This window comes from Luteibacter sp., from assembly GCF_009912395.1.
GTDB lineage: Bacteria > Pseudomonadota > Gammaproteobacteria > Xanthomonadales > Rhodanobacteraceae > Luteibacter.
The window spans coordinates 45707-63938 of record NZ_WNDO01000023.1; the positions used below are offsets into that span (position 1 = coordinate 45707).

Below are 18232 nucleotides of genomic sequence, written 5' to 3' on the forward strand. Positions count from 1 at the left end.
CGGGGCCTCATACAGGAAAATACGCGGCCGTATTGCGTGAAAAAGGCGCAATCGCTCCATCCCCACACCCGTGCGTGTCGTTCGCGGCCGCGCGCTTTTCTCACGTGTTTCTCCCGTTCGCTCGAGGTATCGAATGAATTTCCACGAGTACCAGGCCAAAGAACTGTTCGCGAAGTACGGCATCGCCGTGCCCCCGGGCAAGGTAGCCAACTCGCCCGACGCAGCCGTCGACGCCGCCAAGCATCTCGGCGGTTCCCAGTGGATGGTCAAGGCCCAGATCCACGCCGGTGGCCGTGGCAAGGCCGGTGGCGTCAAGTTCTGCCGCAGCCTGGATGACGTCCGTGCAGCCGCCAAGGGCATGCTCGGTACGAACATGGAAACCTACCAGTCGGCCGGCCGCGCGCTGCCCGTCAACCTGGTTCTGGTGACCGACGCGACCGACATCGCGAAGGAACTCTACCTCTCGATCCTCACCGATCGTGACACCAAGTCGATCTCGTTCATCGCCTCCAAGCACGGCGGCGTGGACATCGAGCAGGTGGCCGCCGAAACGCCGGAAGATATCCACACCTTCCAGGTGGATTTCGTCGAAGGCCTCCAGCCGTACCAGTGCCGCGATCTCGGGTTCAAGATGGACCTGAATCCGAAGCAGGTCGGTCAGCTCGTCAAGATCATGCTTGGCCTGTACAAGCTGTTCAATGAAAAGGACCTTGCGCTGGTCGAGCTCAACCCGCTCGCCATCCTCGAAGACGGCAACCTCGCCGCCCTCGACGGCAAGGTCAACTCCGACGACAACGCCGAGTTCCGTCACCCGGACCTCGCCGCCATGCGTGACCTCACGCAGGAAGACGCAGCCGAAGCGGCTGCCGTCCAGCACAACCTCAACTACGTCACCATGGACGGCACCATCGGTTGCATGGTGAACGGCGCTGGCCTGGCCATGGCCACCATGGACGTCATCAAGCTGGCAGGCGGCGAGCCGGCCAACTTCCTCGACGTCGGCGGCGGCGCCACCAAGGAGCGCGTCTCCGAGGCGTTCAAGCTCATCCTCTCGTCCGACAAGGTCAAGGCCATCCTGGTCAACATCTTCGGCGGCATCGTCCGTTGCGACCTCATCGCCGAAGGCATCATCGCGGCCGTGAAGGAAGTGGGTCTGCAGATCCCCGTGATCGTGCGCCTGCAGGGCACCAACGTCGAGAAGGGCCGCGAACTGCTGGCCAACTCGGGCCTGGCGATCACGCCGGCCGACGATCTCAACGATGCGGCCCGCAAGGCCGTGGCCGCAGCGGCCTGAGGAGCGATAAATCCATGAGCGTCCTGATCAACAAGAACACCAAGGTCCTCGTCCAGGGCTTCACCGGCCAGCAGGGTACCTTCCACGCCGAGCAGGCTGTCGACTACGGCACCAAGGTCGTCGGTGGCGTGACCCCGGGCAAGGGCGGTACTGAGCACATCGGCCTGCCGGTCTTCAACACCGTGCGTAACGCCGTCGACCAGACCGGCGCCGACGCCTCGGTCATCTTCGTGCCGCCTCCATTCGCGGCCGACTCGATCCTCGAAGCCATCGAAGGTGGCATCAAGGTCATCGTGGCGATCACCGAAGGCATCCCGGTTCTCGACATGATGCGCGTGAAGAACGTGCTGAAGTCGCACCCGGACGTCGTCCTCGTCGGTCCGAACTGCCCCGGCGTCATCACCCCGGGCGAGTGCAAGATCGGCATCATGCCGGGCCACATCCACAAGCCGGGCAAGGTCGGCATCGTTTCGCGTTCGGGCACCCTGACGTACGAAGCGGTCTTCCAGACCACGAACGAAGGCCTCGGCCAGTCCACTTGCATCGGCATCGGTGGCGACCCGATCAACGGCCTGAACTTCATCGACTGCCTGAAGCTCTTCCAGGACGATCCGCAGACCGAAGGCATCATCATGGTCGGCGAAATCGGTGGCAGCGCCGAGGAAGACGCGGCTGAGTTCATCAGCCAGTACGTCAAGAAGCCGGTCGTGTCGTTCATCGCTGGCGCCTCGGCTCCTCCGGGCAAGCGCATGGGCCATGCCGGTGCGATCATCTCGGGCGGCAAGGGCACGGCGGAAGCCAAGTTCGCCGCGCTGGAGAAGGCGGGCGTCACCACGGTGAAGTCCCCGGCCGACCTCGGCAAGACCCTCGCGGGCCTGATGAAGAAGTAAGACGCTTCGTTCCTTCCGGAGCGAACCGAAAGCCGCGACCTCCGGGTCGCGGCTTTTTTCATGCCTGTCAGTTGACGACGGGAGGGCCGCCTTCCGGGGAGTCCGGCCATTGAGTGCCCTCGACGATGTAGGCACGCATGCGTCTCTGGTTGTCGTCGGAGTAGGTGTAGCAATTGGAGCGAAAAGCCCAGGCGAAGGGATACATGTTGCTTTCACACCACCAGCCGCTTTTGTACTGGATCGCTCCGTTTTCATGGACCGCGCCGAAAAGGTGACCGAGTTCATGGGCGACGATGCGATAGCGCCCAGAAATCGCCGACATCGCCGAGTTGCCTTCTTGCCAGGCGATCCCTGTCACCTTGGATTCGGGCGGAAGTAAGGTGATCAACATGAACTTGTTGAGATGCGTGTCTTCGTAGGCGATGTCTTCCTCTTCCGCCCAGCGTTTCGCTGTCCGGGTCCAGTCGATGAGCGCCTTGGCATGCATGTAGGGAATGTCCGTGACGCCACGAATCAGCGAGTGATAGGTGACGTCGATCTTGGTGAAGGGCATCGTCGTTCGCAGGGCATCGTCGAGCCACCAGGCGACATAGCCGGCATGGACATGCTCCGGTGTCATGTATCCCATGACATCGTCGTGGACGAACATGTTGAGCGTCACCGTGCGATTGACAATATTGTTGTTCGTATCGATTTCGCGCCTCTCCCTTCGCAGTGGCACCGCCGGGTCACCGGTCAGTCCCGTATCCGCGACGCGGATCCGCTCGACGACGGGATCGTTCGTCGTGAATCCGATCACGTGCATGCCGTCTTCCTTAGGGATGGATATATCCAGGTGGTCGTCGCGACGCGTCATGGCGACCGGCTTGCCCCCTAATGCACCGCTGAACATTTCCGAATGGACGCCGTCGGCGAAGACGATGTCGGCAGGAAGGCGGGATTCAATGACCAACGTGTCACTGTCTCGACCCGCCTCACGCTTTTTCCTCGTGCCTTGAAGGGTGAGCTCAATCCGTGCAGGGAGGCCTTCATTGACGACCTGGTCGAAACGGGCGACCAGCTCGGATGGCGTGGTCGTGGGCGGCTGTGCCTGTGTGCCAGGGGCAACCATGGCCATGGTTGCGGCGAAAGCCATGCCAATCCGTCCTGATGTGATATGCATCACGCTTCCTTTTTGCTTGCGGGGAGAGGAATGTAATGAAGCCACCACCCCGAGGAAGATCGTGGGACGCTCGATGGGGAAAAGGCCTACGTCATCTGTCGACACGAAAGAAATATGGACGTCCATACTTCCAAACCGTTGACGAGGATGCCTGCCCTTGTGTTACCGTGTTGCTAAGCAACATGTCATCCAGGGGGCGTCCATGCACCACCCTCATTTCGCAATCGCATCCTGTCAGGCCGCTCTCATGAGCGGCGGGCGATGTCGTAGCCGCTGATCCTGCGTGGGCGTCGCATCGCGGCGTTTCCATCCGATTCTGATTCGTTTCCAGCGTCGCTTGCGGCCTGACGAGGCGTTGTGGCCGTTCGTCGGCGCGCTGCGGGCCCTTCATCCACGGGGATATTGGGGTGGAGGGCTCTTTTTTCCGTACATCCAAGGGGTTCCATGGTCATGACGCCGCTGTCGCGGGCACTGCTCGCCGCCGCCATTCTTTCTGCGTTGCCATTGACGGCAAAGGCGCAGTCCACCACCGGTTCGATCTACGGACAGGTGAAGGCCTCGCCGGGCGATTCGTTACGCATCACCAACGACACGGGCCTGAGCCGGGACGTGGGCATCGATGAACGTGGTCGTTACTCGGCAGCCCAGTTACCCCTGGGCTCCTATACGGTATCGGTCATCCACGATGGCCATGTCGCGCAAACCCGCGAAAACGTCTCACTGCGTGTCGGTTCCGGTGTGGAAGTCTCCTTCGTCAACGCGGATGCTCAGGACCTTGGCGGCGTTGCCGTCACCGCCAATGCGCTACCCTCGATCGACGTGTCGACCGTGGATTCGCGGACCGTCGTGACGGCCCAGCAACTTGCCCGGCTGCCGCTTGGGCGCAATGCCGAGGCCATCGCCTTGCTGGCGCCGGGCGCGGTGAACAACAGCGGCAGCTTTACCGGGCCAACGGGTAATTCGCTCGTGTCGTTCGGCGGTTCGGCGGCGAGCGAGAATGCCTACTACGTCAACGGATTCAATACGACCGACCCCTTGCGTGGCTTCGGCGGCATCTCGCTTCCCTATGGCGCCATCGATCAGCAGGAGGTCTATACGGGCGGCTACAGCGCCCAGTACGGTCGTTCCGATGGCGGCGTGATCAACATCGTCGGCAAGCGTGGTACGAACGAGTGGCATGGCGGCGCGCAACTGATCTGGGAGCCGGAGCGGCTTCGCGCCAACGAGCGCGATAGTTACTACACCAATGGCCTGCCGCCGCAGCCGAAGGCGGGTTATCTCTACGCGCCCAATCGCGGTAACGCGACGACCTCGACCACGGCCAGCCTCTATGCCGGTGGCCCGCTCATCAAGGACAAGCTGTTCCTGTTTGCGGCCGCCGAAGTGGAACGACGTACGGGCGACGTATTGAACAACGTCACCCAGGCGCAGGCGCCGGACCGCTCCTACCGTTACCAACTGCCACGCTGGTACGCCAAGCTGGACTGGAACATCGACGACAGCAATCTTCTCGAAGTGACGGGCGCCTCCGATAAGATCGAGAAGTCGGGAACGATCTACGATTACGACTACGTGAACCGCATCCGTGGAACGCGCCTGACGGGAGCAAACAACGAGAAGCAGGGCGGCGATCTCTATACGGCCCGCTACACGGGATACATCACCGACGACCTGACGGTGAGCGCGCAGTACGGACGCATGCACACGTCCAACTACGTGGTGCCGTCGGGTTATGCACAGGACGCCGTTTACATCAGCAGGTTGGATTTCCAGAACCCGGTCTATACGGGAGGCGTCGCCCGGCAGGGTGGCCAGACGGTGTCTTCAGTGAGTAATCCGGGACGGAGCAACGACACCCGAAACACGCGCATCGATATTCATTACACCATCGGCGATCACACGATCACCGCCGGTATCGACAACCAGCAGGCCCGGGCCCGCGACCAGGGCTCGGCGACATCGGGTCCCGGATACGCGTGGACCTATGCGCAGGCGTCGCCCGGGCTGCCTATTTCCACCGGCGCCGGCGTGGATGCACCGGGAAAGTATCCCGGAGGCGAGCAGGGCTACTACGTGATACGCGGGGTATCGTCGAGCCTCGCTACCGTGCGTTCCAGCCAGCGTGCGCAGTACATCGAGGATGCGTGGCAGGTGAGTGATCGTTGGCTGCTGACGGCCGGTCTTCGCAACGACCAGTTCACCAACTACAACGCCGACAGTCAGGTCTACATCCGGCAAACTTCCCCGCAGTGGGCGCCGCGCATCGGTTTCAGCTGGGATGTGAATGGCGATGCGAGTTTCAAGGTGTATGGGAATGTCGGTCGCTACTACCTCGCTTTGCCGCTCAACCCGGCGCTCAATGCGGCAGGTGGTGCGCTCAGCACGTCGCAGTACTTCACCTACCAGGGCATCGCGGCCGATGGCCAGCCATTGAACCTGACGGCCATCGCCCCGGGCGTGCCGGTGTCGCCGAACAATTACTTCGGAAAGCTACCGGATCCGAAGACGGTCGCCGCGCGTGGCATGAAGGCGGAGAACCAGGACGAGTACATCCTCGGATTCACGAAGACCTTCGGGCTGTCATGGATTTATGGAGCGAAGCTGACGTATCGCAAGCTGCGCAACGCCATTGACGATTACTGCGACATCGGACGCATTGTCGCCAAGGGACGTGCGCTCGGTTACGACATCGACAGTTCGCAGACCAACAGCTGCTATCTCTTCAACCCGGGCCAGGCCAATACCTTCGTCCTGCTCGACAGGGCGGGCAACCACGTCGACGTGCCGGTGACCAACGCCGAACTGGGGTTCGACCGCCTGAAACGCTCGTACTACAGCCTCGAACTGCTGCTCGAGCATCCGTTCGATGGTAAGTGGTACGGAAAGGCCATGTATGTCTTCTCGCGCAGCTATGGAAACACGGAAGGCCAGCTTCGCTCCGATCTCAACCAGACCGCCGCGTCGACCAGCGAGGACTGGGACAACTCGTGGATCATGGAACATACCAATGGTCCGCAGAGCAACGATCACACCCACCAGTTCAAGCTATTTGGCTACTGGCAGGTCGCGTCAGAGTGGCTGGTGTCTGGAAATCTGAGCCTGGTTTCGGGCACACCGCGTCATTGCCTCGGCTACTACGGTGCCGACCATAGCGATCCGGCGAGCTACAACAGTGATTACCACTACTGCGATGGTCAGCCCTCACCGCCCGGAAAGCAGGGGCGCTTGCCCTGGATTCGTCAGATCGATCTGGGCGTCACCTGGCGTCCGTCGTTCGGCGAAGGCAAGCTCGCCTTCAATGCGAACGTATTCAACCTGCTCAACGAGCAACGCGCCTTGCAGCAGTTCCCGCGGTCCGAAGCAGGCCCTGGTATTCCCAATCCCGCCTATGGCGTGATCACGCAGCGTCAGGCGCCGCGTTACGGGCGCCTGAGTGTGTCGTACGACTTCTGATGGGTCAGCCTCGCTTCGGCGCCAGCATGGCGGGGGTGACGCCTGCGTCCTGGAGGTGGGCGGGCAACTCGCGCCCCAACGCCAGCATGGCGCAGGTCTCGCCCATCGCCGCGCTGGTCTGGATGCCGTAGCCGCCCTGGGCGGCTAGCCAGAAGAAGCCAGGGGCGTCGTTGGCGAATCCACCGACCAGGTCGCCGCTGGGGACGAAGCTACGTAGGCCTGCCCAGATGCGCTTCGGACGACGGATGGTCATCGTCGTGGCTTCCTCGATGCGGTGAATCCCCAGGGCGATGTCGTATTCCTCGGGCTGCACATCGTGCGGATAGGTCGGGTCGGCGTTGGCTGGCGAGCCCAGCAGCAGGCCGGCATCGGGCTTGAAGTAATAGGACTCGTCGAAGGCGAGTATGAAAGGCCAGTCGGTGGTGACCAGGCCTTCTGGTGGTTCGAACAGAAAGGCGGAGCGGCGACGGGGCTCCAGACCGATGGGAGCGACGCCGGCGAGTCCGGCGATGACATCGGTCCAGGCGCCGGCTGCGTTGACCACGATGGGCGTGCGGATGGCTTCATTGATCAGCCACTCGGTGCCGTCGCGTTCGAGCGAGGTCACCTCTGTGTCGAGTCGCAGCGTGGCGCCATGGTCCTTCGCGCCGCGAAGGAAGGACTGGTGCAATTCATTGACGTCGATATCTGCGGCGTTCGGTTCCCAAAGCGCGTTCTGGGATGCCTCGGGTCGCATTACGGGGACACCCGCTTTTATCGCCGCATGGTCCACGACGGCGAGGCTTGGCGTATGGATGCGCAAAGCCTCGTAATCGGCGAGCAGGGCCTCGACCTGGCCCTCGCTTGCGACGACGAGCGAGCCGCGGCGACGCAGGATCGGGTGGTTTGCGAACCCCGGGGGCGGGGCATCAAGGAAGGGATGCGTGGCCCGCGACAAGGCGCGTACCTGCGGCGATCCGTAGATTTCGCTGAAGTGTGCGGCCGACCGGCCCGTGGTGTGCATGCCGGCGAAGGGCTCGCGTTCCAGCATCAACACACGCGCGTGCGGTGCGAGAAAATAGGCGATGGAGGCACCGGCAATGCCGGCACCGATAACGACGATGTCGTAATGATTCATGGGGAGGGCAGCCGCCAGGCGTCGCGAAGACGCGCGTATTCATTCTTGGGCAGGAGGACGAAGACGGGTTTCTTTTTGGGGTCGAGCCAGGCGAGCAGGCGCTCCATCGTGGTGTCGGTCATCGCGGTGCAGCCAGCGGTGGTGGATGTGGGCGAACGCCAGAGGTGCGCGAAGATGCAGCTACCACCACCTCGCCGGCCGTCGGGATTGTGCTCGATGACGAAACCCATCCGGTAGAGGCCATCACCGTTCAGGTGCAGGTCGCGTCGCATGGGTTCGGTGGAACCTTCGACGGCTTTGCGGCCGACCTTGTCCGCGTCGACCAGGCGGTTGTAATAAGGCGAGCCATCCACGTCCATGCAATAGTCGGAAGCGGTGAGACCGACGTAGGGCATGGCGGTGGCATGGCTTCGTGCGTAACCGAAGGCCTCGCCGATACGGAACACGCCGGCCGGGCTGCGGTTGTCGCCTTCGTGCTTCTGTGGGCCGTCGTTTTGGGTTGGGTTGAGGCCGATGCCCCAGGCGCTACCGTTCTTGCCGATGGTGACATCGGCGGCACTGCCGGTTTCCTTCCATGCACCTGCATCGCGCACGTAGGTACGAAGCGTTCCGTGCTCGGCGTTCCAGTCATCGGTCGTCACGACGATCATTTGCTGGGCGCCCGACCATGCGTTCGGCGCTTCGACCGCCAGGACGGCTGTGGGGAGGGTGATGCAAGTGAAGCCTAGCCAGCGAAAGAGCGAGGAGGCGCGCATGTAGTGCTCCGGGAGTCAGGTACCCTGCTTGAGGTCGAGGGGCTCGAGACCATGAATGGCTCGGATGCCGAGGCCCGGTACATCCCGGATCGTGATCTTCGCCTCGTTGAAGTCGATGCCGCCGTCGACGGGATCGAGCGCGCACAGGGACGGGACATCGAGATCGACCTTGGTAATGACATCGGCCTTGGCGACCGCCAAGTGGACGGCCGCCGCGACGCTTACGCTGGATTCCAGCATGCAGCCCATCATGCATTCGATGCCATGCAAGCTCGCGATGTCCGCGATGCGGATGGCGTTGGACAAGCCGCCGGTCTTCATGAGCTTGATGTTGATGATGTCGGCGGCGCGCATCCGGATCAGCTCCAGCACCTCGAGCGGACCGAAGACGCTCTCGTCGGCCATGATGGGGGTATGTACGCGCTCGGTGACGTAACGCAGTCCTTCCAGGTCGCGCGCCTTCACCGGCTGTTCGACCAGTTCCAGGTGGACGCCGGCGTCTTCCAGGACATGCAGTGCGTAGACGGCTTGTTTCGCCGTCCAGCCCTGGTTGGCATCCAGGCGCAGCAGCGCGCGGCTGTGTACCGCGGCGTGGATGGCGCGAACGCGCTCGATGTCCACGCCGATGTCCTTGCCCACCTTGATCTTCAGCGATGCGAAACCGCGCTCCACGGCCGAAACCGACTTGGCGACCATCGTATCGATGTCATCGACGCTGATCGTGATGTCGGTGGTAATGACCGGATCGCCGCCGCCCAGCAATCGGTAGAGCGGCGCACCGTACAACTGCGCCCACAGGTCGTGCACGGCGATCTCGACGGCCGCCTTGGCACTGGTGTTGCGCACCAGTGCGTTCTGGATCCCATGGGTCACGCGATTGAGGTCGGCGATATCCAGGCCAATCAGCTTCGGCGCGATGTAGTGGCGGATGGCTTCGATGATGGAACCATGCGTGTCGCCCGTGATAACCGCCGTGGCCGGTGCGCCGCCGTATCCGATACGGCCGTCATCCGTATGCACCATCACGATGACGTCCTCGACCTGGTCGACGGTACGAAGTGCGGTCTTGAACGGCGTCTTCAACGGAATGCGGAGCATGCCGAAACGGATGTCGGTGATCTTCATAGAATCCCTTCAGTGCTGCGGGGCACGGATGCGCACGATACTGGTCATGCGGTCGACGAAGGTCTGGGTGTCGTTGAACATCAGTGGCAGCAGGGGCGTCACCGCGACTTCGTTGAGCTTGATCTCGCGCATGCTGCCATCCGGCTGTCGGTAGGAGATGCCTCCGACATCGTGGATCACGTAGGGTTGGCCGTCGATGCGGCCGATCACCATCATGACGTGGCCCGGTATGTAGACGAGATCGCCGATGTCGAGCGCGGCCACCGCTTTCAGGCGGGTCGCACGATCGTCCTTGTCGGTGTACGCGGTGTGGTCCAGGCCCGGACTAGTGGCCTGATCGCCTGTATTGCGCGGCATCTGCACGCCCATGCTGCGATACACATCGGAGACGAATCCGCTGCAGTCGCGTCCGTCGTAGGCATGTCCCCAGCCGTAGCGCTCGCCGAGGAAGCGGAACGCCTGGCGGACGATGTTGGCGTGGGTCAGGGGAAGGTAGTCTGCGGAGGACTCCGGGCCGCGTTGGAGCAGGGCGGGGTGGAAGGACAGCGCGCCATCGTCCCCATGCACCGGGAGGCTGAGCACCCAGGAGGTGTACGGGCTTTGTCCGTTCACGGGGCGGTCCGCGGGCACCGTGGTATCCAGCGGTACACGCGTGCCCATGTCGAGTTGGAGTCGCGACAGGGCGGGCACTTCCGGCGTGAAGACGGTGCGCGGGGTCGCACCGGTCACGACACGGTACGGTGAAGCGTCCGCGTGGGCGAAGACCTGTGCGGCCGTGCCCGTAGCGATGTCTTCGGCGTATACCCATGCGGCATAGCGTTCGCTCACCACGAATAGCCAGCGGCCATCGCGGCTTGCATGCACCACGACAAGCGGATTGCCCGGAAACAACGCACTCTCCTGGAAGCGATCGATATCGGTATCGCCGGGGCGACTGAAAACGCGCAAGTCGCTCGGATAGCCACGCAGCGCGGTGCGTCGTACCGCCATGCCATAGCGGGGCTTGATCGTGTCGGGGATGGCATCCGTGGCCGCGTTGGCGATCACCTCATCAAGTGTTCCGTCGGTGATCGGTGCGCTGTCGATGCCGTAGAGCGGTTTGTTTGGACGTTTCGTCAGCTTGCCGATCCAGCCGGCGACCGTGTCGCGCGGCAGCGTGGCGGGAAGGTGGCGAATATCGTGCATGGAGGGATCGAGGCGGAGAACGCGCGCGTTCAGCGCGGCGATCGCGGTCTTGTCCATCACGATGGCATCGGGGGCGGCCAGGCGATCGACCCAGAATTCGGGCGTTAGCTGCGCATCGCCTATGCCGGGAATGCCCGAGGGCGGAACCGCTTGCGTGCCGATCGCCATGAGTGGCGTGGAAAGGCCGCAGGCGAGGGTCACGACCAGCAGGGTTTGGCGGAAGGTGTTCATGTCCGGGTCCAGGTCACGAGGCCAGCGACGACAGCACGGAGGCGACAACGAGGCCGAAGCCTGTACCGAGGATATATCCCAGCAGCGCCAGCAGGATGCCCACCGGCACCAGGGAGCGTGAATAGGTCGCGGCAAGCACCGGTGTCGCGGCCACGCCGCCGATGTGCGCCAGCGAGGATATGCCGCAAAGATACAGGTCGAAATGAAACAGGCGTGCGAAGAGGCACAGCAGCACGGCGTGCAGGGCAATGATCGTGACGCCGCACAGCAGGTAAAGCGGTGCGGCGGCGATGCCGGCGAAGCTGCTTTGCGAGGCGAGCACGGCGACGACCGAGATCAGCAGTGCGCTCGACACGGCCTGCGCACCGGGTAGTCGGGCGAGCGGTGTCTGCGCGGCGACCAGTCCTGCGGCGGTCGCGATGAGGATGGTCCATGTCGTGGCCGAGACCATGCTGCCGACGGGCAGACGAGCGCCCAACAGGGTGGACAGCGCGGCGACGGCGAGCGCGATGCCCAGCCACAGCAGCACGCTATCACCGGTGGCCGGCGCGCGGGGCGCGGTGTCCGCGACGGCGAGGTCGGCGCTGGAGGTGGCGCGGGTCCAGCGATTGAAGGCCGGCGCCAGGCGAGCCACGGCGAACAGCACCACGACCCACATCGAGTAGCACAGCGCATCGGTCAGCAGCGTGGTGGCGAGCGCGGTGTCCGACATGCCGATGGCTTGCTTCACCGCGATCATGTTCGCGGTACCACCCACCCAGCTTCCCGAGAGGGAGGCTAGCGGCATCCATCCGTTGGCCGGCATCCAGTGGCGGAACAGCAGGTAGGCGACGACGAAGGCGATGAACAGGCTGATCGACGTGCAGGCGAACACGCCAAGTACTCGGGGACCGAGCGCGAGGATCGCGCGCAGGTCGCAGTTGATCATCAGCAGGAAGAGCAGGGCGGGAACCAGTCGCGCCACCAGCATCTCCTGCGCGCCATGGATCTCGGGCGTGGCGCTCCAGGCGCCGGCCACGGACAGCGCCGTGACGGTGAGATAGGTGAGCACGATCGGTGGCAGCACCTCGAACACCCGCCAGGCGAAGCGGCGTTCGATGGCAGGCCAGAAGCCCGCCGCAAGCAGCATCACGGCCAGATATGGCCAGACCGACTGGATCACGCGTCCCTCCTGGGGTGGTGTCGTCTGGTCCCAGCATAAAGGGTGGCCGCTGCGCGGCCCATGTTTTGAACGGCTTGCGCCGTACCGCTGCTTCGTAGGGGTGGCTCGCCTGCGGCATCGCATCGGCGCTCGGGCGTGGCTGGGGGAGCCGTCGGGCCGCCGCCGGGGCGCGCCGGCTCCGCCGTCCCTCGGGAAAGGAGGGCCGCTACGCGGCCCGTGTCTTATGGCTTCGCCCCTTCGGGCTCGGGCAGGTGGTCGGGATTTTTCGACTCGACATCCTGTCTCGGCGAAAAAGGCCGGTCATCCTGACCGGCCCCGCTGCGCGGTCTTGTCCGACCACCCGCCCTCGGCTCCTCAAGTCGCGCCCCGGCGGCGGCCCGACGGCTCTCCGAACGTTACGGCACCCTGGCCCGCTATCGCGGGATCGCGTGCAAGCACGCTCCTACATGTCAGCGGGGCTCTGCTTTTGTAGGAGCGCGCTTGCGCGCGATGGGTGCTCGCGGCAACCTGGCATCGCGCGCAAGCACGCTCCTACAGTTCGGTGTCGTGAGGGTGGATCGCGATACGATCGGCTTTCACGTCCAATGGCGGGCAGGGTGTCGTAACGAATGAAGCGAACACTTTCGATCTGCATGGCCGCGTTGGCCACTCTCATGGCGACGCGCGCGGTCGCTTCGTCGACCGGACTCACCGACATCCGTCGCCTCGTGCCGGATATCGCCGAAGACATCCGCTACGCAGGCAGCGACAACTTCACCGGCGCGCCGGTGGATGGCTACCGCGTTCCGGCATGCCTGCTGCGCACCGGAGCGGCGAAGGCCCTCGCGGCGGTCGAGGCCGACCTGCGTCGCGAGGGGTACCGCCTGAAGCTGTGGGATTGCTATCGCCCCGCGCGTGCCGTGGCGGCGTTCGTTCGATGGGCGGGCGATCTTGGCGACACCCGTACCAAGGCGGCGCATTACCCCAGCCTCGATAAACGCCAGTTGCTCGGTGAATACATCGCCCCGGTATCGGGTCACAGCAAGGGTGCCACCGTGGACCTCACGCTGATGCGCTGCGAGGCCAGACATTGCGTGCCGCTGGATATGGGGACGGACTTCGATTTCTTCGATCCGCGCGCGCATACCGACGATCCTGGCATCACGGCGGAGCAGCGTGCGAATCGCCAGCGGCTGCTGAAGGCGATGGCCGCGCAGGGCTTCGTCAACTACGCCCCGGAGTGGTGGCATTACACCTTGCCGGGCGCGGCCTCGGCCGCCGTCATGGACGTGCCAGTCGAGTAGTCGATGGGTGTCAGGAGTATCATGGCGTATCCCCGAGACCGTACGGATTCTCCATGTCCACCCTTCGTTTCGCCCTGGCCCAGTACGATTTTCCGGTCGGCGCCACCGCCGACAACGCACTGAGGGTCAAGGCGCTGGCGGATGAGGCGCGCGATCGCCTCGGCGCCTCTCTGGTCGCCTTTCCCGAACTGACCCTGTCCGGCTATCCGCCGGAGGATCTCCTTCAGCGTCCCAGCTTCCTGGAAGCCTGCAAGCGCGAACTCGAAGCGCTGGCGCCTCAGGTCAAGGGTATTTCCGCGGTGGTGGGCCACCCGGACACGCGCGGGGAGGTCTTCAACGCGGCCTCGCTGATCCGCGAGGGGCAGGTCGAGTGGACTTATCACAAGCAGGCGCTGCCCAATTACACGGTGTTCGACGAGAAGCGCTACTTCCGTCATGGCGAGGCCACCCGGGTCTTCACCATCGAGGGTGTCCGCGTGGGCATGCTCGTCTGCGAGGACATCTGGGAAGCCGAGCCCGCCGCCCATGCGGCACAGGCCGGCGCCGAGCTGATCCTCGTCATCAATGCCTCGCCTTACGACCATCGCCAGGCCGCCACGCGCGAGGCGCTGCTTCGCCAGCGGGCGACCGAGAACGGCGTGGCCATCGCCTACGTGAACCTCGTGGGCGGTCAGGACGACCTGCTGTTCGACGGCCATTCGTTGCTCGTGCAGCCCGATGGCGAGATCGTCGCCCGGGCGCCGTCCTTCGAGGAGATGCTGCTCGCGGTCGAGTACGACACCGTGACCCGTCGCCTCACCGCCGTGGACTGGCCGGTTACCGATACGCGTTCCGGCGACGAGATCATGTACGCGGGCCTTGTTCGTGGCGTGCGCGATTACGTGGGCAAGAACCGTTTTTCGGGTGTGCTGCTGGGGCTCTCCGGCGGTATCGACTCGGCTCTGACCCTCGCCATCGCCGTCGATGCGCTGGGCAAGGACAAGGTCACGGCGATCATGATGCCGACCGAATACACCTCCGAACTGTCGCTGCGCGAGGCTAAGGCGCAGGCGGAGCATCTGGGGGTCGAGTATCACGTGCTGCCCATCGAGGGCATCTATAACGCCTTCACCGACACGCTGGCGCCGGTGTTCGCCGGTCGGGCGCCGGATATCACCGAGGAAAACCTGCAGTCGCGCACGCGTGGTGTGCTGCTGATGGCCATGTCGAACAAGACCGGTCGCCTGCTGCTCTCCACGGGCAACAAGAGCGAGATGGCGGTGGGCTACGCCACGCTGTATGGCGACATGTGCGGCGCCTACGCCCCGCTGAAGGATCTCTACAAGACGGTGGTCTACCGGCTTTCGCGCTGGCGTGCGGCCATCGACGGGGCGATTCCCGAGGTGGTGATCGACCGCCCGCCGTCGGCCGAGCTGCGCCACGACCAGGTCGACCAGGACTCCCTGCCGCCCTACGACGAGCTGGACGCCATCCTGGAGATGTTCATCGAGGGCGAGGCCTCGGCCGAGGACATCATCGCGGCCGGCTACGACGATACGACGGTCCGCCGAGTGATCCGCATGGTCTTCGTCAACGAGTTCAAGCGCCGCCAGGCGGCCCCGGGCCCGAGGGTGACGACCAAGGCCTTCGGGCGCGAGAGGCGCTATCCGATCACGTCGGGCTGGCGCTGAGCCGCCCAACCGTCGTTCCTGCGGAAGCAGGAACCCAGGGCGGTGCAATCGGTAGTCGCGAGGGAGTCTCCTGCGCCAAGGCCGATGCGACCTCCTCGCTATGAGGTCGAACCCAGACGCTGGGTTCCTATTTTTACAGGAACGACGGGCAAAGAAAAAGCCGGCTTTCGCCGGCTTTTTCGTGGGATATCAATGATGTCCCGAGAACGGAATCGCCTTGCGCCAGGTCGACGGGTGGTGCGGCCATTCCGGATCGGTGAGGTACGGGTGATCCGGGTAGTTCAGGGCCAGCACCGAGCGGGTCTGGTCGGCCAGCGGCTTGCGGTCGAGGGCGATATAGCTGCGGGTCAGGATCGCCAGGGCGTCGGCGGTCTCCGGCGACTGCTGGTAGTGTTCGACGACGTACTGCGAGCGGTTGGCCGAGGCGATGTACGACTTGGTGCGCAGGTAGTACTCGGCCACGTTGATCTCGAACCGGGCCAGCTGGTTGCGCAGGAAGATCATGCGCTGGCGGGCGTCCGTGGCGTAGGAGCTGTTCGGGTACCGGCGGGTCAGCTGGCTGAAATCGTCGAACGCGGTCAGGTTGTAGCCCTGGTCGCGACGCGTCGCGGCGCTGGATCCACGCTGGAAGTAGCGCTCGATGAAGCCGCCCGTGCGATCAAAATTGATCAGACCCCGCAGGTAATAGGCATAATCTGCATGCTTATGGGTCGGGAACGTCTTGATGAAGCGGTTGATCGTCGAGTACGCGTCGTCCGGCTTGTTGTCCTTGTACTGCGCGTAGGCAAGCTCGATCTGGGCCTGCTCGTTGATGTCACCGGACGGGAAGCGGGCGATCAGGCGTTGGTACGCCTTGGTCGCGGCAGCGTAGTCGGCGTGCTCGAGCGAGTCGTGGGCGTTGGCGTACAGCCGGTCGACCGGCATGGTGTCGATCGTTTCCTTCTTGCTGCGGAACATCGAGCAGGCGCTCATCGACAGGGCGAGGACGAGCAAAATGATGATCTTGGTTGCACGCATTAGAGAGAGTTCGATGCTTGAGCGAATGGGCATGATAGCCGAAACCGGCCTCCGGCCGGGTGGGGCCGTATGACGACGGTACGACACGAAGCCACGGTGCCCCTGACGGCGGCCGGACGGCGTTTCGACCAGTCACTGGCCGAGATGTTCCCCGATTATTCCCGATCCCGCCTCACGGCGTGGATCAAGGAGGGCAAGGTGAAGCTGGACGGGGCCCCGGCGGCCCCCCGACACCTGCTGCGGGGCGGTGAGACGGTGATGGTGGAGGCCGAGCTGGCCGTCGAGGTCGACGCCCAGCCGGAGGACATCGCCCTGAACATCGTCCACGAGGACGACGACCTGATGGTGATCGACAAGCCCGTGGGGCTGGTCGTCCACCCGGGGGCGGGCAATTCGGCGGGCACGATGCTGAACGCCCTGCTGCACCACGCCCCGGCGCTGGCCGAGCTGCCCCGTGCGGGCATCGTCCATCGCCTGGACAAGGACACCGCCGGCCTGATGGTGGTCGCCAAGACCATCGCTGCGCAGACGGCGCTGGTGGGGATGCTGTCCCGCCACGACGTCCATCGCCAGTACGAGGCGGTGGTCCTGGGCACGATGGTGGCCGGCGGCACGGTGGACCAGGCCATCGGCCGCCACCAGCACGACCGCCTGAAGCAGGGCGTCCGTGACGTGGAGATGGGTGGCAAGGAGGCGGTGACCCACTACCGCGTCCGCGAGCGTTTTCGCGCGCACAGTCTCATCCAATGCAACCTGGAAACGGGTCGGACCCACCAGATTCGCGTCCACATGGCCCATATCGGCCATCCGCTGGTAGGCGACCAGCTTTACAGCAACGGTCTGCGCTTGCCCCGTGGTGCCGGCCAGGAGCTGATCGACATCCTGCGCGGGTTCCGTCGCCAGGCGCTCCATGCCGAAAAGCTGGCCTTCGAGCACCCGATCACCGGCGAGTACCTCTCGTTCGAGTCGTCGCGCCCGGCCGACCAGGACGCCTTGATCGAGGCCCTGCGCGCCGATACCGTCCTGCATTCCATCGAGGATTGACGGCATGGGCGGCGAATGGATCGTCCCCGACTGGACCGTCCCTGCACATGTAGGGACGGCCGTGTCGACGCGCTTGGGGCCGGGCATCTCGGAGGCTCCCTTCGATCGCCTGAACCTGGGACTGCGTTCGGGCGACGAGCAGGCCACCGTGCTTGCCAATCGCGCCGCCCTGGTCGAAACGCTGGAGCTGCCGGCCGCGCCGCTATGGTTGCGCCAGGTCCACGGCACCACCGTGGCCGAGGGCGAGCCGGGCGGTGTCGAGCCGGAGGCCGATGGTGCGGTGGCCCATGGGCCGGGCAAGGTGCTGGCGATCCTCACGGCCGACTGCCTGCCGGTCTTGTTCGTGTCCGCCGACGGTCAGTCGATCGGCGCGGCCCATGCCGGTTGGCGCGGGCTGGCAGCCGGTGTGCTGGAACGCACCGTCGAGCGGATGGGTGAAGGAGAGATCCAGGCCTGGCTCGGACCGGCCATCGGCCAGCCCTCGTTCGAGGTGGGTGAAGAGGTGAGGGCGGCCTTCGTCGACGCGGATGCCCGCGCGGCGAGCGCCTTTGTCGGCAATCGGCCCGGGCACTGGCTTTGTGACATCTATGCCCTGGCACGCCTGCGGCTGGCCGCGGTAGGCGTCACCCAGGTATCGGGGGGCGGATTCGACACGCGAACCGACGAAAGGCTTTACTCGTACCGTCGCGACGGAGCAAAAAGCGGCCGATTCGCGTCGCTCATCTGGACGAAGCCACCGTCGTTTCTGTGAGCATGGCGAGGGCGTCGCATCGGCTTTTGCGTAGGAGGTCGCGACGCGATAACCAGTCGCCCCGCGCTGGGTTCCAGCGTTCGCTGGAACGAC

14 protein-coding genes are annotated in these 18232 nt (G+C 64.3%); 7 read left to right on the forward strand and 7 right to left on the reverse strand.

The genetic code is table 11. The annotated features are described in order from the left end of the window. Nucleotides 1-133 precede the first annotated feature (133 nt). Entirely contained in the window at nucleotides 134-1294 is a 1161-nt protein-coding gene (gene sucC / locus GAK28_RS18400) for an ADP-forming succinate--CoA ligase subunit beta (protein WP_166947401.1), read from the forward strand. Between the two features lie 14 nt (nucleotides 1295-1308). After that, nucleotides 1309-2184 carry a succinate--CoA ligase subunit alpha gene (gene sucD, locus GAK28_RS18405; RefSeq protein ID WP_291782668.1) on the forward strand — a complete coding sequence of 292 codons (876 nt, stop codon included), beginning with the start codon at nucleotides 1309-1311 and terminating at the stop codon, nucleotides 2182-2184. Nucleotides 2185-2251: 67 nt separating this feature from the next. On the opposite strand, the gene GAK28_RS18410 is transcribed toward sucD, so the two are convergent. Continuing rightward, on the reverse strand, nucleotides 2252-3472 hold the full coding sequence (locus GAK28_RS18410; RefSeq protein ID WP_291782671.1) for a hypothetical protein: 1221 nt from the start codon (nucleotides 3470-3472) through the stop codon (nucleotides 2252-2254). A 324-nt stretch (nucleotides 3473-3796) separates the two neighbouring features. Here GAK28_RS18410 and GAK28_RS18415 point away from each other — a divergent pair, with 324 nt between their 5' ends. Next, nucleotides 3797-6799 (forward strand): TonB-dependent receptor, encoded by a 3003-nt coding sequence (locus GAK28_RS18415; protein WP_291782674.1) that lies wholly within the window; start codon nucleotides 3797-3799, stop codon nucleotides 6797-6799. 4 nt (nucleotides 6800-6803) lie between these two features. On the opposite strand, the gene GAK28_RS18420 is transcribed toward GAK28_RS18415, so the two are convergent. The 5 genes from GAK28_RS18420 to GAK28_RS18440 all read right to left on the reverse strand — a co-directional run bounded on the left by GAK28_RS18420 (nucleotide 6804) and on the right by GAK28_RS18440 (nucleotide 12374). Then, nucleotides 6804-7916 (reverse strand): FAD-dependent oxidoreductase, encoded by a 1113-nt coding sequence (locus GAK28_RS18420; RefSeq protein WP_291782676.1) that lies wholly within the window; start codon nucleotides 7914-7916, stop codon nucleotides 6804-6806. Next, entirely contained in the window at nucleotides 7913-8566 is a 654-nt protein-coding gene (locus GAK28_RS18425) for a L,D-transpeptidase family protein (protein ID WP_291782792.1), read from the reverse strand. Before GAK28_RS18425 ends, GAK28_RS18420 begins: the two co-directional genes overlap by 4 nt. A 120-nt stretch (nucleotides 8567-8686) precedes the next feature. After that, nucleotides 8687-9796, reverse strand: coding sequence for a dipeptide epimerase (locus GAK28_RS18430; protein ID WP_291782679.1), 1110 nt, complete (start codon nucleotides 9794-9796; stop codon nucleotides 8687-8689). Nucleotides 9797-9805: 9 nt separating this feature from the next. Further along, nucleotides 9806-11212 carry an SH3 domain-containing protein gene (locus GAK28_RS18435; protein WP_291782682.1) on the reverse strand — a complete coding sequence of 469 codons (1407 nt, stop codon included), beginning with the start codon at nucleotides 11210-11212 and terminating at the stop codon, nucleotides 9806-9808. A gap of 13 nt (nucleotides 11213-11225) precedes the next feature. Further along, on the reverse strand, nucleotides 11226-12374 hold the full coding sequence (locus GAK28_RS18440) for a DUF819 family protein (protein ID WP_291782685.1): 1149 nt from the start codon (nucleotides 12372-12374) through the stop codon (nucleotides 11226-11228). Nucleotides 12375-13006: 632 nt separating this feature from the next. Between GAK28_RS18440 and GAK28_RS18445 the strand changes: the two genes are divergently transcribed. Continuing rightward, a complete protein-coding gene (locus GAK28_RS18445) occupies nucleotides 13007-13657 on the forward strand; it encodes a M15 family metallopeptidase (protein WP_291782795.1) in 651 nt (216 codons plus the stop codon). A 53-nt stretch (nucleotides 13658-13710) separates the two neighbouring features. Then, nucleotides 13711-15327 carry an NAD+ synthase gene (locus GAK28_RS18450; protein WP_291782686.1) on the forward strand — a complete coding sequence of 539 codons (1617 nt, stop codon included), beginning with the start codon at nucleotides 13711-13713 and terminating at the stop codon, nucleotides 15325-15327. Nucleotides 15328-15516: 189 nt separating this feature from the next. On the opposite strand, the gene GAK28_RS18455 is transcribed toward GAK28_RS18450, so the two are convergent. After that, entirely contained in the window at nucleotides 15517-16344 is an 828-nt protein-coding gene (locus GAK28_RS18455; protein ID WP_291782689.1) for an outer membrane protein assembly factor BamD, read from the reverse strand. A 69-nt stretch (nucleotides 16345-16413) separates the two neighbouring features. Here GAK28_RS18455 and rluD point away from each other — a divergent pair, with 69 nt between their 5' ends. Next, complete coding sequence (rluD, locus tag GAK28_RS18460) at nucleotides 16414-17388, forward strand: 23S rRNA pseudouridine(1911/1915/1917) synthase RluD (RefSeq protein ID WP_291782692.1); 975 nt, start codon at nucleotides 16414-16416, stop codon at nucleotides 17386-17388. A gap of 4 nt (nucleotides 17389-17392) precedes the next feature. Then, nucleotides 17393-18139, forward strand: coding sequence for a peptidoglycan editing factor PgeF (gene pgeF, locus GAK28_RS18465; protein WP_291782695.1), 747 nt, complete (start codon nucleotides 17393-17395; stop codon nucleotides 18137-18139). Nucleotides 18140-18232 lie beyond the last annotated feature (93 nt).